Source organism: Paraciimarium castrense LEGE 11436 (genome assembly GCF_056633055.1).
Genome location: NZ_JBSJOW010000009.1, coordinates 52,413 through 67,497, shown reverse-complemented (window position 1 = coordinate 67,497; position 15,085 = coordinate 52,413). Strand labels below are relative to the sequence as shown.

At 68.1% G+C, this 15,085-nt stretch carries 19 protein-coding genes; 13 read left to right on the top strand and 6 right to left on the bottom strand.

What is annotated here, in order from left to right:
• Window positions 1–2: 2 nt before the first annotated feature.
• From ACWJIO_RS12995 to ACWJIO_RS12985, 3 genes are all read right to left on the bottom strand, one after another.
• Window positions 3–332 carry a hypothetical protein gene (locus tag ACWJIO_RS12995; protein WP_480314045.1) on the bottom strand — a complete coding sequence of 110 codons (330 nt, stop codon included), beginning with the start codon at window positions 330–332 and terminating at the stop codon, window positions 3–5.
• Window positions 333–395: 63 nt separating this feature from the next.
• Complete coding sequence (locus ACWJIO_RS12990) at window positions 396–746, bottom strand: YkvA family protein (RefSeq protein ID WP_480314043.1); 351 nt, start codon at window positions 744–746, stop codon at window positions 396–398.
• Between the two features lie 39 nt (window positions 747–785).
• The gene (locus ACWJIO_RS12985) at window positions 786–1,706 is read right to left on the bottom strand and encodes a sigma-70 family RNA polymerase sigma factor (RefSeq protein ID WP_480314041.1); all 921 of its coding nucleotides are present in this window, start codon (window positions 1,704–1,706) and stop codon (window positions 786–788) included.
• 194 nt (window positions 1,707–1,900) lie between these two features.
• Here ACWJIO_RS12985 and ACWJIO_RS12980 point away from each other — a divergent pair, with 194 nt between their 5' ends.
• Together ACWJIO_RS12980 and ACWJIO_RS12975 are read left to right on the top strand one after the other, a co-directional pair.
• Window positions 1,901–2,401: a DUF2214 family protein gene (locus ACWJIO_RS12980; protein WP_480314039.1), complete on the top strand. Its 501-nt coding sequence runs from the start codon at window positions 1,901–1,903 to the stop codon at window positions 2,399–2,401.
• A gap of 26 nt (window positions 2,402–2,427) precedes the next feature.
• Window positions 2,428–3,237 carry a peptidase gene (locus ACWJIO_RS12975; RefSeq protein ID WP_480314037.1) on the top strand — a complete coding sequence of 270 codons (810 nt, stop codon included), beginning with the start codon at window positions 2,428–2,430 and terminating at the stop codon, window positions 3,235–3,237.
• A 133-nt stretch (window positions 3,238–3,370) separates the two neighbouring features.
• On the opposite strand, the gene hisIE is transcribed toward ACWJIO_RS12975, so the two are convergent.
• The gene (hisIE, locus tag ACWJIO_RS12970) at window positions 3,371–4,018 is read right to left on the bottom strand and encodes a bifunctional phosphoribosyl-AMP cyclohydrolase/phosphoribosyl-ATP diphosphatase HisIE (protein ID WP_480314170.1); all 648 of its coding nucleotides are present in this window, start codon (window positions 4,016–4,018) and stop codon (window positions 3,371–3,373) included.
• Between the two features lie 82 nt (window positions 4,019–4,100).
• Here hisIE and ACWJIO_RS12965 point away from each other — a divergent pair, with 82 nt between their 5' ends.
• The 11 genes from ACWJIO_RS12965 (at window position 4,101) to ACWJIO_RS12915 (ending at window position 14,156) form a co-directional block, all read left to right on the top strand.
• Window positions 4,101–4,592 carry a 6-carboxytetrahydropterin synthase gene (locus tag ACWJIO_RS12965; RefSeq protein ID WP_480314035.1) on the top strand — a complete coding sequence of 164 codons (492 nt, stop codon included), beginning with the start codon at window positions 4,101–4,103 and terminating at the stop codon, window positions 4,590–4,592.
• Window positions 4,589–5,551, top strand: coding sequence for a permease (locus tag ACWJIO_RS12960; protein WP_480314033.1), 963 nt, complete (start codon window positions 4,589–4,591; stop codon window positions 5,549–5,551). The genes ACWJIO_RS12965 and ACWJIO_RS12960 overlap by 4 nt, the downstream gene beginning before the upstream one ends.
• Before the next feature lies 1 nt (window position 5,552).
• Entirely contained in the window at window positions 5,553–6,233 is a 681-nt protein-coding gene (locus ACWJIO_RS12955) for a TIGR03943 family putative permease subunit (protein WP_480314031.1), read from the top strand.
• Entirely contained in the window at window positions 6,230–7,612 is a 1,383-nt protein-coding gene (locus ACWJIO_RS12950) for a hypothetical protein (RefSeq protein WP_480314029.1), read from the top strand. The genes ACWJIO_RS12955 and ACWJIO_RS12950 overlap by 4 nt, the downstream gene beginning before the upstream one ends.
• Window positions 7,613–7,636: 24 nt before the next feature.
• Window positions 7,637–8,104 carry a Fur family transcriptional regulator gene (locus ACWJIO_RS12945; RefSeq protein ID WP_480314027.1) on the top strand — a complete coding sequence of 156 codons (468 nt, stop codon included), beginning with the start codon at window positions 7,637–7,639 and terminating at the stop codon, window positions 8,102–8,104.
• 70 nt (window positions 8,105–8,174) lie between these two features.
• Complete coding sequence (locus tag ACWJIO_RS12940) at window positions 8,175–8,636, top strand: lectin-like protein (RefSeq protein ID WP_480314025.1); 462 nt, start codon at window positions 8,175–8,177, stop codon at window positions 8,634–8,636.
• 150 nt (window positions 8,637–8,786) lie between these two features.
• A complete protein-coding gene (locus ACWJIO_RS12935; protein WP_480314023.1) occupies window positions 8,787–9,824 on the top strand; it encodes an extracellular solute-binding protein in 1,038 nt (345 codons plus the stop codon).
• 102 nt (window positions 9,825–9,926) lie between these two features.
• Window positions 9,927–11,081: a CobW family GTP-binding protein gene (locus ACWJIO_RS12930; RefSeq protein ID WP_480314021.1), complete on the top strand. Its 1,155-nt coding sequence runs from the start codon at window positions 9,927–9,929 to the stop codon at window positions 11,079–11,081.
• A 157-nt stretch (window positions 11,082–11,238) separates the two neighbouring features.
• Window positions 11,239–11,382: a hypothetical protein gene (locus tag ACWJIO_RS12925; protein WP_186699175.1), complete on the top strand. Its 144-nt coding sequence runs from the start codon at window positions 11,239–11,241 to the stop codon at window positions 11,380–11,382.
• Window positions 11,383–11,505: 123 nt separating this feature from the next.
• Complete coding sequence (locus tag ACWJIO_RS12920; RefSeq protein ID WP_480314019.1) at window positions 11,506–12,582, top strand: extracellular solute-binding protein; 1,077 nt, start codon at window positions 11,506–11,508, stop codon at window positions 12,580–12,582.
• A 104-nt stretch (window positions 12,583–12,686) separates the two neighbouring features.
• Window positions 12,687–14,156: an ABC transporter permease gene (locus ACWJIO_RS12915; protein WP_480314017.1), complete on the top strand. Its 1,470-nt coding sequence runs from the start codon at window positions 12,687–12,689 to the stop codon at window positions 14,154–14,156.
• On the opposite strand, the gene ACWJIO_RS12910 is transcribed toward ACWJIO_RS12915, so the two are convergent.
• Together ACWJIO_RS12910 and ACWJIO_RS12905 are read right to left on the bottom strand one after the other, a co-directional pair.
• Window positions 14,153–14,293, bottom strand: coding sequence for a hypothetical protein (locus ACWJIO_RS12910; protein ID WP_186699172.1), 141 nt, complete (start codon window positions 14,291–14,293; stop codon window positions 14,153–14,155). The two genes, ACWJIO_RS12915 and ACWJIO_RS12910, sit on opposite strands and share 4 nt — an antisense overlap.
• A 53-nt stretch (window positions 14,294–14,346) precedes the next feature.
• The gene (locus ACWJIO_RS12905; protein WP_480314015.1) at window positions 14,347–14,943 is read right to left on the bottom strand and encodes a Crp/Fnr family transcriptional regulator; all 597 of its coding nucleotides are present in this window, start codon (window positions 14,941–14,943) and stop codon (window positions 14,347–14,349) included.
• Window positions 14,944–15,085: the final 142 nt, after the last annotated feature.

Sequence of the window (15,085 nt, the reverse complement as noted above, 5' to 3'; positions counted from 1 at the left end):
CCTCATTCGCGCCGTTCAGAGCGGATCTCCTGCAACAACAGATCGAGCTGGCCGAGGGAAGCACTGCCGTCGACGGCAGCTGGCACGGAAACAGGTTCGACAGCTTGGTCCTCCACCTGCCAGCGCGCCTCGATGCCACACAGCTGGCCGGCCAGACCCGTGAGCCCTTGGACGGCATAGGTGTGCTGCAGGACTTCGAGCAGCACCGGCATCCGGATCGAGCTCGCCTGCAGCGCCCGGCGCAGGTCTGCCTGAGTGCGGCCGGTGTGCCGCAACCAGTCCTTGAGGAAGGCCTGAAGCTCCTCGAGCTGCTCAGGGCTCAGCTGGGACATGGCGACGGGGGGGGAAGGCAAGGGCTGCGGAGCGGGGAACGGCTGCAGTGCAAGAACGGCCGGTCAGCGCCCCAGCGGAAACCACCGGTCCAGTCTGCGCTGCGCCCGCATCCGTATGGCTTCGCTGCGGTGGCGACCGCAGATGCCCAGAAGGGCGGTGATGGCCACCAGGTCATCACTGAAGCCGGCCACGGGAATGAAGTCCGGGATCAGATCGAGAGGCACCAGGAGATAGGTGAGTGCGGCCAGCACGGTGAGCTTGGCCGGCGTAGGGGTGTCGCCATCCAGGAGCATCTCCAGACATTCCAGAGCTGGCCTGGCTATGCCGCGCCCGGCGCGGCGCAATAGCCTCAGCAGCAGAGCTTCGTCAACGACGGTGCTTTCGAGCACCTCGGCATCAACGGATGGGGACACAGGTCACTCCAAGGGCCAACGTTGCCAATGTTGACCGATTCAGGCTTCCACCAGACCGGTCTCAATGCCGGTTTTCCGCAGTTTTCGCAGGGCGCGCTGCACAACCTGGCGGCAATACTCCCGGCTGCAATCGAGTTGTCGCGCCACTTCTGCGAGGGTGCGCCATTCGTGGCTGCCATCCAACCCGAAGCGCAACATCAACACCGTGCGCTCCTTGGGGGTGAGGTTGGAGCGCTCCAGCAACACCCACACCGAGGCACTCCGCTCGGCCAGTTCCGCCCGCTCCATGGGGGCCAGATCCTGACTCGGCAGCACATCCACCAGTTCGGACGGGTCTGACTTCGACTTCACGACGCCCTGCAGGCTCACGGTGATGCTGCGCAGCTCGCAACCGAGCAGCTCCTCCACTTCATTGAGGGGCAGCCCCATCGCCCGCGCCAGAGCGGCAGCACTGGGATTCACCCCGTGGGACTGCAGGTAGCCGGCCTTGGCGGCTCGCAGCCGCGTGAGCTTCTCATTGACATTGACGGGGATACGAATCGTGCGGCTCTGGGTGGAGAGCGCACGGTTCAGGCCCTGCCGGATCCACCAGTAGGCGTAGGTGCTGAACCGGTGGCCACGGGTAGGGTCGTACTTCTCAACGGCGCGAGTGAGGCCCAGGGTGCCTTCCTGGATCAGATCCAGCAGGTCCAGGCCCTTGTTCTGATAGCGCTTGGCCAGGTTCACCACCAGCCGCAGGTTCGCGGTGATCATCTGGTTTTTGGCCCGTTCACCAAGGCGCATGGTGCGGCGCTCCTGATCGCTGTACTCACAGGCAGGTCCCTGACCGCCGGCCTCGCGGCAGCGCTCCTGCAACCCGGCCATGGCCTGCACCTTGCGACCCAGGGTGAGCTCCTGCTCCGGAGAAAGCAGTTGGTGGCGACCGATCTCGGCCAGATAGGCGCTCAGTGAGCTTGGCATCGATAGCTGTTCCAGTGCAATGAACCTAAGCAGTTTTCAAGCCAAACGTAGAACCAGCGGAAAGGCTTCCAACCTTCCAAATTGCTACACATTTTCAGCAACACTTCAGCTTCACCTCTGAGCCGCCAGCTCGCGGCAAGGGCGATACCAACGTTAAGCTCGCGCGGCTGAAGAACTCTGGAATTAACCCCCGCATGCCCCTGCCGGCCGTACTTCCCGCCGATGTGCTCCCCCGTGCCGGGGTGGCTTATGTGCACTACCTGAGCTTCATGGTGTGTTTCGGGGCCCTTGTGCTGGAACGCCGTCTGATCGGCCCAAATCCCAGCAAGCAGAACGCCACTTTGATGGTGATCACTGACATTGTCTATGGCCTGGCGGCCTTGGCGCTCTTGGGCAGCGGCATCCTGCGTGTGTTGTATTACGGACAGGGCAGCAGCTTCTACACGGAAAATCCGCTCTTCTGGTGGAAGGTCGGGGTCTACCTGTCGGTGGGAGCGCTGTCGCTTTACCCAACCATCACCTACATCCTCTGGGCGATTCCGCTTCGCAAAGGCGAACTGCCCCAGGTGAGTGAGGCCCTGGCTCAACGCCTGTCCTGGATTCTGAACATTGAGCTGGCCGGCTTCGCGCTGATTCCCCTATTGGCCACCCTGATGGCCCGCGGCGTGGGGCTGCCCGGCCAGGGGCTCGGCTGAGAGCGCTGAGCAGGATGGCTTTCTTGATGAAGCCTGATACGCCTTGCGCCGGGGCCCTCCTGGTGCTGCTGGGCATGGGCACCAGAGCTGCCCTGGTGAGCAGCTTGATGGCCCTGCCCCTGCGGGCCACCTCGCCAGCCGCCACTCCTCCATGCCCCCTTGCCGCGGGCAGGCGGCTGCTACCTCCACCCACCGCTGTCGAACGCAGCACGCCGCCAGCCGTCCCGGCAGTAGCCAGCGACTACCGCCACCTGTTACGGCCCACCCACCTGGGCTGGCCCCGGCGGGACCACTGGTGCATCTGGGTCGAACCCGCCGCCACTGCGGGGCCTGCTGCCCGATGGGATGGCCGCTGGCTTGAGGCGGTGCAGGCCGCCCTGGACACCTGGAGCGCGGAGCTGCCCATCACCCTGGTGGACGATCCACGCCAGGCCCAGATTCAGCTGCTGCGCCGGCGGCCTCCCCTGAGGGGTGGACGCGCCAGCCATGGCCGGGCCGAACTGCAGCTCGTCGCCGTGGAGCGGCTGGGACGCTGGCAGCTGGAGCCCGAGGTGCTGGTGAGCGTGAGCCCGGGCCAGCGGCTTGAGGCCACCCAGGCGACAGCCCTGCATGAGCTGGGGCACGCCTTCGGGCTGTGGGGCCACAGCGATACGCCCGGCGACGCCCTGGCCGCCATTCCCGGCCCGGTGCCGGTGCTGGAACTGAGCGCTCGGGATCGGGCCACCTTGCGCTGGCTGCAGGCCCAGCCCGGCCTCAGCCAGCCGCCGCCTGCAGCCACGGCGCCCCCAGCAGAAAGGCCATCAGCTTCAGGATCACCAGCCAGGGCCGACGCGTAGACGAAGCTGGGCGGGGCAAAGAGCTCGGCACACGGGATCAGCGCAACCGTGGGATGAGGCCCAGCAGCCAGCCGCAGGTGCGACGCACCATGGCCAGGTTTGCCCCCATGGGCATCTCAGGGGGATGGTGGACTCAGTCCCTGCGGGGAGCGCCGCTGCGGGAGGCCAGAACCTGCTGCACCTGCCGCCAGCTGACGCCGTGGAAGGCCAGGGCCACCTGCAGGTGATACACGAGATCGGCGGCCTCCCCAGCGATCTCCGCCGGCTGGCCGTCTTTGCAGGCCATCACGAACTCGGCACTCTCCTCGCCGATTTTCTTGAGGATGCGATTGTCACCACCCTCCAGCAGTTTGTTGGTGTAGCTGCCAGGTTCGGGCTGGTCGCGGCGCCCCTCAATCACCCGCATCAGTTCAGTACAGGCATCGGCGGGCGGCGGCGGGGCGGCGGCTCCGCCGCCGCTGGGCTCGGGCCCATCGTCATAGAAGCAGCTGCGGGCGCCGGTGTGGCAGGCCACATCACCCACCTGCTCAATGCTGAGCAGCAGCACATCGGCGTCGCAGTCGTAACGCAGGCCGCGCAGGTGCTGGATGTGGCCGCTGGTGGCCCCCTTGTGCCAGAGCTCCTGACGCGAGCGGCTCCAGTAGTGCACTTCGCCGCTCTCCAACGTGCGTTGCAACGCCTCCCGGTTCATCCAGGCCAGCATCAGCACCGCCCCGTCCAGCCAGTCCTGGGCCACGGCGGGAATCAGGCCATCGGCACTGAAGCGCAGCGCCTCGATCAGGCCGGACTCCGGCCGCTGCCCCGGCCCACGCTGAAATAGACCTTGCAACGTCACCGCTCTGCCGCTGCCTCGATCCTCTCCCATGCCCGCGCCGGCGACCTACACCTGCAGCAAGCAGTTTGAGGGCTATCCCTGCTGTCATCGCCAGTGGCGCCATGACGGCCACTGCCGCTTCGTGCACGGCTACAGCCGCAGCTTCACCTTCTGGTTCGCCGCCACCGCCCTCGATGCCTGCGGCTTCGTGGTGGACTTCTCCAGCCTCAGGCCCCTGGAGGCCCAGCTGGCCCACCAGTTCGACCACACGTTTCTGGCCAATGCGGACGATCCCCTGCTGGAGCATTGGCAGACCCTGCACAATGCCGGCGCCCTGGATCTGCGGGTGATGGACAACGTGGGCATGGAGGCCAGTGCCGCCCTGGTGTGGGGCTGGGCCAACGAACTGCTGCGGCGCCGCGATGGCGGCCGCAGTTGCTGCTGGAAGACCGAAGCCCGGGAGAACAGCCACAACGCCGCCGCTTACACCGCAACGCCGTCCTGGTTTGACGCCAGCCTCCCTGGGGGGTCGCAAGCGTGAGTCTCACCCGCCTGGCCACGGCCTGGGCCCTGTTTCAGGGGTTGCTGGTGGAGGCCCTGCCCTTTTTGCTGATCGGCGTGGCGATCGCCGCCCTGGCCCGGCGCTTTGCGCCGGGGGGGCGCTGGCTGCGGCGGCTGCCGGCCCACCCGGTGTGGGGGCCCCTCACCGGCGCCGCCCTGGGGTTCGCCCTGCCGGCCTGTGAGTGCGGCAACGTGCCGGTGGCGCGGCGCTTGCTGGTGGGGGGGGCGCCGGTCGGCACGGGGCTGGGCTTTCTGTTCGCCGCTCCGGTGCTGAATCCGATCGTGCTGGCCAGCACCTGGGCCGCCTTTCCGGACCGGCCCTGGATGCTGCTGGCCCGGCCCCTCGGGGCCGTGGTGCTCGCCCTGGGCCTGGCGTTGGTGCTGCGGCAGCTGCCCGAGGCCGAGCTGTTCCGCACCGATCTGCTGGAGGAGCGGCGGCTGAACCAGCCCCTGAGCAGCGTCAGCCTGCTGGAGCGCCGCGCCGGGGTGGTGGGCCTCACCGAGCCCATGGCACCGCCGCAGCCGGTGGAGCGGCCGAGCTGGGCGACTGTGCTCCAGCACGGCAGCCGCGAGTTCATCGATCTGGCCCTGCTGCTGGTGCTCGGTTGCGCCATCGCCGCCCTGGTGCAGAGCCTGCTGCCCCGCCAGTGGTTGCTGGCCGTGGGAGGCACCCCTACCCTCTCGATCCTGGCGTTAATGGCCCTGAGCCTGGTGGTGTCGGTGTGCTCGAGCGTGGATGCCTTTCTGGCCCTGGGCTTCGCGGCCCAGGTCACGCCAGGGGCGCTGCTGGCCTTCCTGCTGCTGGGGCCCGTGATCGACCTCAAGCTGATCGGTCTTCTCGGCCTGTTGTTCCGCCCCAAGGGCCTTCTGGTGACAGCCACCGGCGCCGGCCTGCTGGTGCTGGTGATCGGCCAGTGGGTGAACCTGTGGAAGCTCTGAGATGGCGAGCCTGAAACACCGCTACCTGCCCCGGCTGCGCCAGGCCATGCCCCTGGCCCTCTGGGCCGCCGTGATGCTGCGCAGCAGCGTCGATGGCCGGCTGGATCTGCTGCTGCGGGCTGTGTTCCATCCACTGGTGTGGATCGCCGGGGCACTGCTGCTCGGCCTTGCCGTGGCCCAGCTGCGCTGCCGACCGGAACGCCCCCAGCCCGGCAGCGGCTGGCGGGATCTGCTCACCGTGGCCATCGCCGTCGCCCTGCTGCTGCTGCCCCCCAACCCCTCCTTTGCCGATCTGGCCAGCCAGCGCCCCAGCGATGAGACCGCCGACGCCGAGCTCAGCTTCGTGTTGCCTCCGGCCCAGCGCAGCCTCACCGACTGGGTGCGGCTGCTGCGCAGCCAGCCCGACCCGCAGCTGTTCGAGGGCGATCCGGTACGGATCAGTGGCTTCGTGCTGCCGATCGAGGGGGAGCCACCCCAGCTGGCCAGGCTGCTGGTGCGCTGCTGTCTGGCCGATGCCACGCCGGTGGGATTGCCGGTGCGCTGGCCCAGCGACGCAGCCAGGCCCCAGACCGACCAGTGGCTGGCCATCCAAGGCCGCATGGCCGTGAGCGAGGGACGGCTGGAGGTGGTGCCCAGCTCGATTCAGCCGATTCCGCGGCCGGCCCGGCCGCTGGAGCCATGAAGCACAGGCTGGAGGCGCTGCGCTCCCCCGGCAGCCGCGGGCTGTTCGGGGCCCTGGGGGCACTGGCCGCTGTGGCCACCGTGCAGCAACAGCTGCTGGTGCGCCTGCCGCCCCGCCTGGAGCGCCTCAGCACCGCCCCGGCCAGCTCCGGCCCCGCGGCGCTGCAGGCCCGCTTCAGTCGCCCGATCACGGCCGAGAGCCTGCAACAAGGCAGCCGTCTGGAACCGGCCCTGGAGCACCGCTGGCTGGGCCGGGGCGACAACCTGCTGCTCAGCCTCGGCGATGGCCAGCGGCTGGCGGAGCCCCTGCAACTCGATCTCACCGGCCGCGATGGCCGCGGCCTGGCCCTGCCACCCAGCCGCTGGCTGTGGGATCCCCGCCCCAGGGTGATGGCTGTGGTTCCTGAGGGGGACGGGGAGCAGCTGCAGCTGCGCCACCACGACGGCAGCTGGAGCGCCATCAGCCCGGTGTGGCCCTCGATTCCCGTGGTGATCCCGCTCGGCAATGGCTCCGGCGTGGCCGCGGCCAGCCGCGAGCCCTCCGGGCAGCTGCGGCTCTGGACCATCGCCCTGCAGCAGCGCAACCTGGCGCCCGCTGAGCGCGGGCTGGCGTCCGTGCAGGCGGCCGCCCCCCAGCCCCTGGGGCAGGAGCCGGTGACCTTCGCCCACCTCAGCAGCAACCGGCTGGGGGAGCTGCTGGTGCAGAGCGGCGACCTCGACGCCTCCGGCACCCGCGCCGAACTGATCGCCCCGCGCCGCGATGGTGCACCCCAGGGATCGCGCTCGCGGCTGCCCTGGCAGGCCACCGGGCCGATGCTGCTGCTGCCTGGCGGCGGCGCCGTGGTGGTGCCCGACAGCGAGGGGCTGCATCTGGAAACCCTGCCGCCCCGCCAGCCCCGCCGCCAGACCCTGCCGGGCAGCCGCGACCTGAGCAGTTTCTGCCCCCAGGCGGGACGGGCCCTGCTGCTGCGGCACTGGCCCGACTTCCGCCGCTCCCTGGAGCTGGTGGAGCCGGGCCAGGCGCCCCGCCAGCTCTGGCTGGGTTCGGAAGCCCTGGTGGCGAGCGCCTGCAGCCGGGGCGGCGAGCGCGCCTGGGCGCTGCTGGTGGAGGGCCGCGGCCTGCCGGAACTCTCCCTGCTGGTGCTGGACCGCCAGGGCCGGGAGCTGGGGCGCCGGCGCCTCAGCGGCTGGGAACTGGAGCCGGGCACGGGCCTCCACTACGACCCCAGCAGCGAGCAGCTGCTGGCCGCGCTGCGGCCGCTCTCCCCGATCGGCGAGCCACCGCCACCGGCCCAGCCCGTGCTGATTGACGCGGTGAGCCTGGCCTTGACCCCCCTGCCCCTGGCCGTGAGCCAGGTGCACTGGCTCCCTCCCGGCTAGAACACCAGCATCGACCATGCGCCTGTGGGTCCCACACTCAACGCCAGGCAGACGCGTCTGCTGGACACCCTGCGGCACACGCCCCAGGAGCTCTCCGGCCAGGATCTGCACGCGCGGCTGAAGGCCGAGGCCGCCCCCATGGGCCTGGCCACGGTTTACCGGCACCTGCGCCAACTGCAGCAATGGGGTCTGGTGCGCTGCCGCCATCTGCCCAGCGGGGAGGCCCTGTTCGCCCCCACTGAACGGGACGACCACCACCTCACCTGCGTGGACTGTGGCCACACCCACAGGCTGCAGTGCTGCCCCGTGCACGGCCTGGAGCCACCCCGCAGCGAGCTGGCCGGCTTCCTGCCCCTGTTCCACACCCTGGAGTTCTTCGGGCTGTGCGAGGCCTGCCAGCAACGCCAGAGCCAGCAGGGATCCGAGGGGGTGGGCAGGGCTCCAGAGAGGGTGGGCAGGGCTCCAGAGAGGGCCGGTCAAGGCCCCACCTAGGTTGGCAAGGTCCCCGGTGGGCCCTTTCCCCACCGTCTGACCACACCGTCTCACCACACCGCCTGCCTCCATGAGCGAGACCGTCGACCGTCTGACCGGCCTGGGCTACCAGGTGTTCCGCCGCAAGGGCAGCGCCTACGTGATGCTCGAAGGCCCCCTGAGCTGGAAGCGGGCCCGCAAGCAGGCGCGCAGGCTCGGCGGCGACCTGGCCACCGTGAACAACCGCAAGGAAAACCGCTTTCTCACCCGGCGCTTTTCCCCCATCGCCGCCGATGAGTGCGGGCTCTGGATTGGCCTCAAGCGCAGCAACAAGACCGGCGGCTACAGCTGGTCGTCGGGCCAGCGGGCGAAGTACCGCAACTGGCTGCCGGCGGGCACCCCCGGCTACCGCCGGCCCGAGCCCAGCCCGGAACGCAACCAGCGGTTCGTGCACCTCTATTTCAACCCGAATGCGCTCGGGCGCTGGAAGAATTCCGACAACACCTACCGCGAAGTGCTGATCAGCGGCGGCATCGCCGAATTCCAGATCTGATCACCTCCTGGGTGTCACATTGGTCACACGGGCCTGTGAGATCAGATCAATTCGGCTTGAGCTCCATACCTAGGTTCTTGAGGCATGCAAGCGTGAACAACGCCAAGTCTCTTGAACTCGCCTCTTCAATCACAGTGGTGTCTGCCGGCCTTGGCCAGCGCCCTTGGCCTGTCTGCCCTGACCTTTGCGGTGGTCCCGATTGCTGCCGTCAAAGGTGGAGAGACCCAGCTCGCCCAAGCCAAAAAGGGAGTTGAGATCGGTGTCTATTCCGGTCGTCACTACAACACCGACAAGCAACTCTACGCCCAGTTCACAGCCCAGACAGGGATCAGAGTTCGACTGCTGGAAGCCAAAGATGATCCCCTGATCGAACGTCTCCGCAGCGAGGGCAAGAACAGTCCGGCTGATGTGTTGGTGCTGGTGGATGCCGCCCGCCTGGACCGGGCCACCGACATGGGCCTGTTCCGGCCGATCAGGTCCGCTGCCCTCAACCGCGATGTTCCCGCCAACCTGCGCGACTCCAAGGGTCGCTGGTTCGGCCTGACCCGCCGGGTGCGCATCGTGGTGGTCAATCCAAGCAAGGTGAATCCCGCCACGATCCGCACCTATGCGGATCTCGCCAAGCCCGCCCTCAAAGGCCAGCTCTGCCTGCGCAACCGCCAGAGCCCCTACAACCAGTCCCTGGTTGCCGACCAGATGATCCTCAGGGGTGATGCCGCAACCCGCAACTGGATCAAGGGCATGGTCAGCAACGTGTCTCAGCCCTTCTTCACATCCGATACTCCTCTGGCCCGTGCCGTGGCCGACGGCACCTGTGGCGTTGGGGTGGTGAACACCTATTACGTGGCCCGCATGCTGTCTGGCGAAAGTGGTGCAGCAGACAAAGCCCTGGCCCAGAAGCTCAAGGTGGTCTTCCCCAATCCTTCCCACGTGAACATCAGCGGCGGCGGTGTCACCTCGGCGTCGAAGAATCCTGCCGCAGCGCAGAAGCTGCTTGAGTTTCTGGCTTCGCCCACAGGTGGTCGCGGCTACGCCGAAGCCAACTTCGAGTATCCCCTCAAGGGCTACGGAGACAACAAGGTGCTGCGCTCGCTGGGCACCTTCCGTGCCGATGGGGTGTCTGCCGAGCAACTTGGCCTCAAGAGTCGCTCAGCGGTGAACCTGATGGAGCAGAACGGCTGGAAATGATCCTGGACGGGCTTGGTCCGATCCAGCCCAGGGTCCTGGGCGTCAGACTGGCTGAACCCACCTCCGGGAGGCGGCCAGCCGGCCACCTCCGCTGCCGACCCCATGACCAGCACCACGGCCAACCCCGCCGCGCTTCTCGATCAGCCCCCCACCCCGGACGCCCCCGCCGCCCTGCCGGTGACGATCCTCTCCGGCTTCCTGGGCGCCGGTAAAACCACCCTGCTGAACCACATCCTCACCAACCAGCAGGGGCTCAAGACCGCCGTGCTGGTGAATGAGTTCGGCGAGATCGGCATCGACAACGAACTGGTGATCGCCACCGGCGATGACATGGTGGAGCTGAGCAACGGCTGCATCTGCTGCTCGATCAACGGCGAGCTGCTGGATGCCGTCTACCGCATCCTTGAGCGCCCCGAGCCGGTGGACTACCTGGTGGTGGAGACCACCGGCCTGGCCGATCCGCTGCCGGTGGCGATGACCTTCCTGGGCAGCGACCTGCGCGACACCACCCGCCTGGATTCGATCATCACCCTGGTGGATGCGGAGAACTTCAGCGCCGATCTGCTGGAGGGCGAGGTGGCCCGGGCTCAGATCGTCTATGGCGACATGCTGCTGCTCAACAAGTGCGATCTGGTGGAGGAGGAGAAACTCCAGGCCCTGGAGCGGCAGTTGCGCGAGATCAAGACCGATGCCCGCATCCTGCGCTCGGTGAAGGGGGAGGTGCCCCTGGCCCTGCTGCTCAGCGTGGGCCTGTTCGAGAGCGATCGCCTCGTGGCCCAGCCGCCGGCGGCCGCCGCCGCCGAAGACCACAGCGACTGCGACCACGACCACGGCCACTGCGAGCACGACCACCACGACCACCACGACCACGCCCATAATCACGCCCACAATCACGACCACAGCCACGACCACAGCCACCACCACGGCAGCAACCCCGACCACGCCGCCATCGAGGGCTACACCTCCCTGTCGTTTCAGAGCGAGGGGCCCTTCTCGCTGCGCAAGTTCCAGAACTTCCTCGACAACCAGCTTCCCGCAGGAGTGTTCCGGGCCAAGGGGATTCTCTGGTTCAACGAGAGTGAGCGCCGCCACGTGTTCCATCTGGCGGGCAAGCGCTTTTCGATCGATGACAGCGACTGGCCCACGGCGAAGCGCCAGAACCAGATCGTGCTGATCGGCAAGGAGCTCAAACACGACCAACTGCGCCGCCAGCTGCAGGCCTGCGTGGCCAAGGACGCCGGCAAGGGCTTCGGCTGATCGGGAACCGGCCCAACCCCTCTGAGCGATCCGGGAGCCTGCTCTGGCCAGGAGGAGCCCCAGGGCAGCACCCCAGATCACCGTCCCTGGGAACGGTGATCCCCGTTACACCCGCACCGGACAGCCTGGCTAGCATCCGGGCATTCCTGAGAACGACATGGCTGAATTGCTGTTGTGCATCGGCGTTCTGGGCGTTCTCGGTCTGGCGTTCTGGCTCACCACGGATTCCGACGACGACAACGGCGGCGGCGGCCTGATGCAGCCCGCCCTGGTGCCGGTGCGCGTGCGCCGCAACGGCTGACACCAACTCCCCAGCACGGCTCCCTGGGCCGTATCAATGGTCACGCGCCCCTGCCTCTTAAGCACGGGTCCACGCCTGGGCTGATCCCTAGGTTCTGGGGGTTGTTGACGCCAAGCGTCCTGAATGATCTCTTCAACCCTGGGCGGACATGCCCTTGGCAAGCTGGCCCTGGCTCTGGTCGTCTCCCTCGGTGCCGTGGGATGCGCCAATCAGAAGCCGGATGCGGCCGATTCTTCCGCCGTGCCATCTGAGCTCGCCGGTACCGAGGTGGGCGTGTATTCCGGCCGCCACTACAACACCGACAAGGAGCTCTACAAGGAATTCACCCGCCGTACGGGCATCGAGGTGAACCTGCTGGAGGCCAAGGATGATGCCCTGATCGAGCGCCTGCGCACCGAAGGGGAGAACAGCCCCGCCGACCTGCTGGTGCTGGTGGATGCGGCCCGGCTCGACAAGGCCACCCGCATGGACCTGTTCCAGCCCGCTGAGTCGGCTGCCCTTGAGAAGGATGTGCCCGCCGACCTGCGCGACTCCAAGGGCCGCTGGTTCGGCCTCACCCGACGGGTGCGGGCCGTGATCGTGAATCCCGATCTGGTGGATCCCGCCACGATCAGCACCTACGCCGATCTCACCAAACCGGAACTCAAGGGCAAGCTCTGCCTGCGCGACAGCAAGAGCGTCTACAACCAGTCCCTGGTGGCAGACCAGATCATCCAGCAGGGCGACGACGCCACCAAGGGCTGGGTGAAGGGCATGGTGGCCAACGTCGAGCAGCCCTTCTTCACCTCGGACACGCCCATGTCCCGGGCTGTGGCCAAGGGCGACTGCGGCGTGGCGGTGGTCAACACCTACTACGTGGCTCGCATGCTCTCGGGCGAAAACGGAGCGGAGGACAAGGAGCTGGCTGGCAAGCTGAAGGTTGTGTTCCCCGATCCCTCCCACGTGAACATCAGCGGTGCCGGCGTGACCCGCCACGCCAGCAATCCTGAAGGAGCCCGGCTGTTGCTTGAGTTCCTGGCCTCCCCCACCGGCGGCAAGGGCTACGCCGAAGCCAACAACGAATACCCCCTCAGCGGCTACGGCGATAATGAGGTGCTGAAGACCTTCGGCACCTTCAAGGCCAACGGCGTCTCAGCTGAGCAGATGGGCAACAAGAACCAGGACGCCGTGGCGTTGATGCAGGCCAGCGGCTGGAAGTGATCGCCCACTCCGCAGACGTCCAGGCACCTCAGAGCCGCCTGGCCCCCTGGCCCCGTTGGCCCACTCATGCCCAGCTGCCCCAACGGTCGCTGCTGGGGGCAGCAGTGGTACTGGTGTCAGGCCTGGCCCTGCTGCCGGTGGTGGCCCTGCTGGGCTTTGCCGTCCAGGCGGGTGGTCTGGAGAGGCTTGGTCTGGGCTACGAAGGTGGCGAGCAGGTGGCCAACACTCTGGCGCTGGTGCTGGGAGTGGGTGTGGCGGGGGCGGTCCTGGGCACCGCCAACGGCTGGCTCACCGCCAACTGTCAGTTCCCGGGCCGGCGGTGGCTGCGCATCGCCCAGCTGCTGCCCCTGGCCACCCCCACCTATCTGCTGGCGGCCACCGCCATCGACCTGGGCAGCCGCCTCAGCTGGCGGGTGCATGGGCTCGGCTGGGCCCTGGTGGTGCTCACCCTGGGCACCTACAGCTATGTGTTCCTGCTCAGCACCGAGAGCTTCGCCGTGAGTGGGCGGCGCCAGCTCGAGGCCTGCCGCTCCCTGGGCACCGGACCCTGGGGCTCCTTCCGGCGGGTGGCCCTGCCGATGGCCCTGCCAGCCATCGGCGCCGGCGTGGCCCTGAGTGGGATGGAGGTGGTGAACGAGCTGGGAGCGGTGGAGTTGCTGGGGGTTCCAACCCTCTCCACCGGCATCCTGCGGCGCTGGCAGGACCAGGGCGACCCCCAGGGGGCGGTGGCCCTGGCCCTGGTGGCCCTGGCGATCGTGAGTCTGCTGGTGGCGATCGAAGGCCAGCTGCGCCGCCGCAGCCGCCGCTGGCTGATGGGCAGCCGCGGCGACAGCCTCAAGCCCTGGTTACTCACGGGCTGGCGAGCCAGCCTGAGCCAGCTGCTCACGGCCCTGCCCCCCCTGCTCACCCTGGGCCTGCCACTGCTGTGGACGGCCATGAGCTGGGATCAACTGCGGGGCGAAACCGTGGCGGAGCTGGCGGGACTCACCGGCCGCAGTCTGGGCCTGGGCCTGGTGGCCGCTGGGCTCACCATGGGCCTGGCACTGCTGCTCTCGATCGCCCGGCGCTGGATCCAGCAGCCACTGATGCGGCAGCTCACCTTCGTGGCCGGGATGGGCTACGCGGTGCCCGGCACTGTGCTGGCGCTCGGCCTGATGGTGCTCGGCGGGCCCTGGCAGCTGAGCCCCCTGCTGCTGTTGCTGTGGGGTTACAGCGACCGCTTTCTGGCCGTGGGCAAAGGCGGCCTCGATGCCGGCCTGGAGCGGATTTCACCCTGCGTGGATGAAGCAGCCACCGGGCTGGGCTGCAGCTGGCCCCAGGTGCTGCGGCGGGTGCATCTGCCTCTGCTGCGCGGACCCCTGTTGGTGGGCGGACTGCTGGTGTTCGTCGACACCGTGAAGGAGCTGCCCCTCACCTTCGCGCTGCGGCCCTTTGATTTCGACACCTTGTCGGTGCGGGTGTACCAGTACGCCAGTGACGAACGGGTGGGGGCGGCCCTGATTCCGGCGCTGCTGATCCTGCTGCTGGGCCTGGTGGCCGCCCTGGCCCTGGTTCCCAGCCTCAACGAGGACTAGGCCTTGCCGCAGCGGCACTTGCCGCCCTTCCAGTTGGAGCACTTGCTGGTCTTGCAGCCCTTTTTCTTGGGTTCGCTGGGGCCCCTGCGGTTGGCGGAGTCGGGGCTGTCGTTGGCGGGTCCGATCGGCTGAGCCATGGTGCGGATTGACGGGCGAAGGGAGAAGAGGAATGGGGGGGAGGGGAGCCTGCTCAGGCGTTGGCCAGGGGAGCTGACTCCACCAGGGAGGGGGCCAGGCGCATCCCGGCAGACCCGGCGGGCACTTCGATCAACTGGGCCTGGCGGATTCTCGAGATCAGCCGGGTGGTGGTGACACGGGTGGTGCCGATCAGTTCGCCGATGCGCTCGTGAGTGAGGCGGAAGGGGAGATCACACCAGGGGCCGCAGCGGCGTCCCATGCGGCGCACCAGCATGGCCAGCAGGGCATGGAGGCGCTGCTCCGCCGTGCCGAGGTGGCGGATCCGCAGCAGCTGCAGCGTCCACTCATTCACCGGGTCGAGCCCCGCCTCGGGGTCGAGGGCGCTGCTGGTGCTGAAACACAGCGGCGTGAGGGCCTCCACGCAGGCGCCCTCGCTGCAGAGGCGTGAGGCGTCGAGCTGATCGCCGGCCTGCAGGAAGGCCAGGGTCATGCCCTCGGTTTCCTCGCAGGGGCAGTAGACGCGGGCCACGCCGTCGAGCACCTCGATGCAGCCACTGCCGGCGCGGCGGGCGGGATCGAGCAGCACCGAGTGCCCGGCCGGCAAGCGCACGGCGCTGAGGGGCGTGTCGGAGAGCAGTCGAAAGGTCATCGCCTGAAGGGCCTAGTTGCGAATGACTCGCAACCTAAACAAGAGCGGCGCATTTTGCAAGCGATTCTCAATAGCGAGTAGCAGCTGCGACCCGGTCCGCCCCGGAACGCCAGCCATCTGCAACAAAGCCGTGACGTCTGAT

Excerpts from the sequence above, each read along its gene's own strand:
- ACWJIO_RS12985 (WP_480314041.1), bottom strand. The coding sequence starts at position 1,706 with ATGCCAAGCTCACTGAGCGCCTATCTGGCCGAGATCGGTCGCCACCAA.
- ACWJIO_RS12965 (WP_480314035.1), top strand. The coding sequence starts at position 4,101 with ATGCCCGCGCCGGCGACCTACACCTGCAGCAAGCAGTTTGAGGGCTAT.
- ACWJIO_RS12940 (WP_480314025.1), top strand. The coding sequence starts at position 8,175 with ATGAGCGAGACCGTCGACCGTCTGACCGGCCTGGGCTACCAGGTGTTC.
- ACWJIO_RS12905 (WP_480314015.1), bottom strand. The coding sequence starts at position 14,943 with ATGACCTTTCGACTGCTCTCCGACACGCCCCTCAGCGCCGTGCGCTTG.
- ACWJIO_RS12955 (WP_480314031.1), top strand. The coding sequence starts at position 5,553 with ATGGCGAGCCTGAAACACCGCTACCTGCCCCGGCTGCGCCAGGCCATG.
- ACWJIO_RS12910 (WP_186699172.1), bottom strand. The coding sequence starts at position 14,293 with ATGGCTCAGCCGATCGGACCCGCCAACGACAGCCCCGACTCCGCCAAC.
- ACWJIO_RS12975 (WP_480314037.1), top strand. The coding sequence starts at position 2,428 with ATGAAGCCTGATACGCCTTGCGCCGGGGCCCTCCTGGTGCTGCTGGGC.
- ACWJIO_RS12920 (WP_480314019.1), top strand. The coding sequence starts at position 11,506 with ATGATCTCTTCAACCCTGGGCGGACATGCCCTTGGCAAGCTGGCCCTG.
- ACWJIO_RS12930 (WP_480314021.1), top strand. The coding sequence starts at position 9,927 with ATGACCAGCACCACGGCCAACCCCGCCGCGCTTCTCGATCAGCCCCCC.
- ACWJIO_RS12925 (WP_186699175.1), top strand. The coding sequence starts at position 11,239 with ATGGCTGAATTGCTGTTGTGCATCGGCGTTCTGGGCGTTCTCGGTCTG.
- ACWJIO_RS12980 (WP_480314039.1), top strand. The coding sequence starts at position 1,901 with ATGCCCCTGCCGGCCGTACTTCCCGCCGATGTGCTCCCCCGTGCCGGG.
- ACWJIO_RS12950 (WP_480314029.1), top strand. The coding sequence starts at position 6,230 with ATGAAGCACAGGCTGGAGGCGCTGCGCTCCCCCGGCAGCCGCGGGCTG.
- ACWJIO_RS12995 (WP_480314045.1), bottom strand. The coding sequence starts at position 332 with ATGTCCCAGCTGAGCCCTGAGCAGCTCGAGGAGCTTCAGGCCTTCCTC.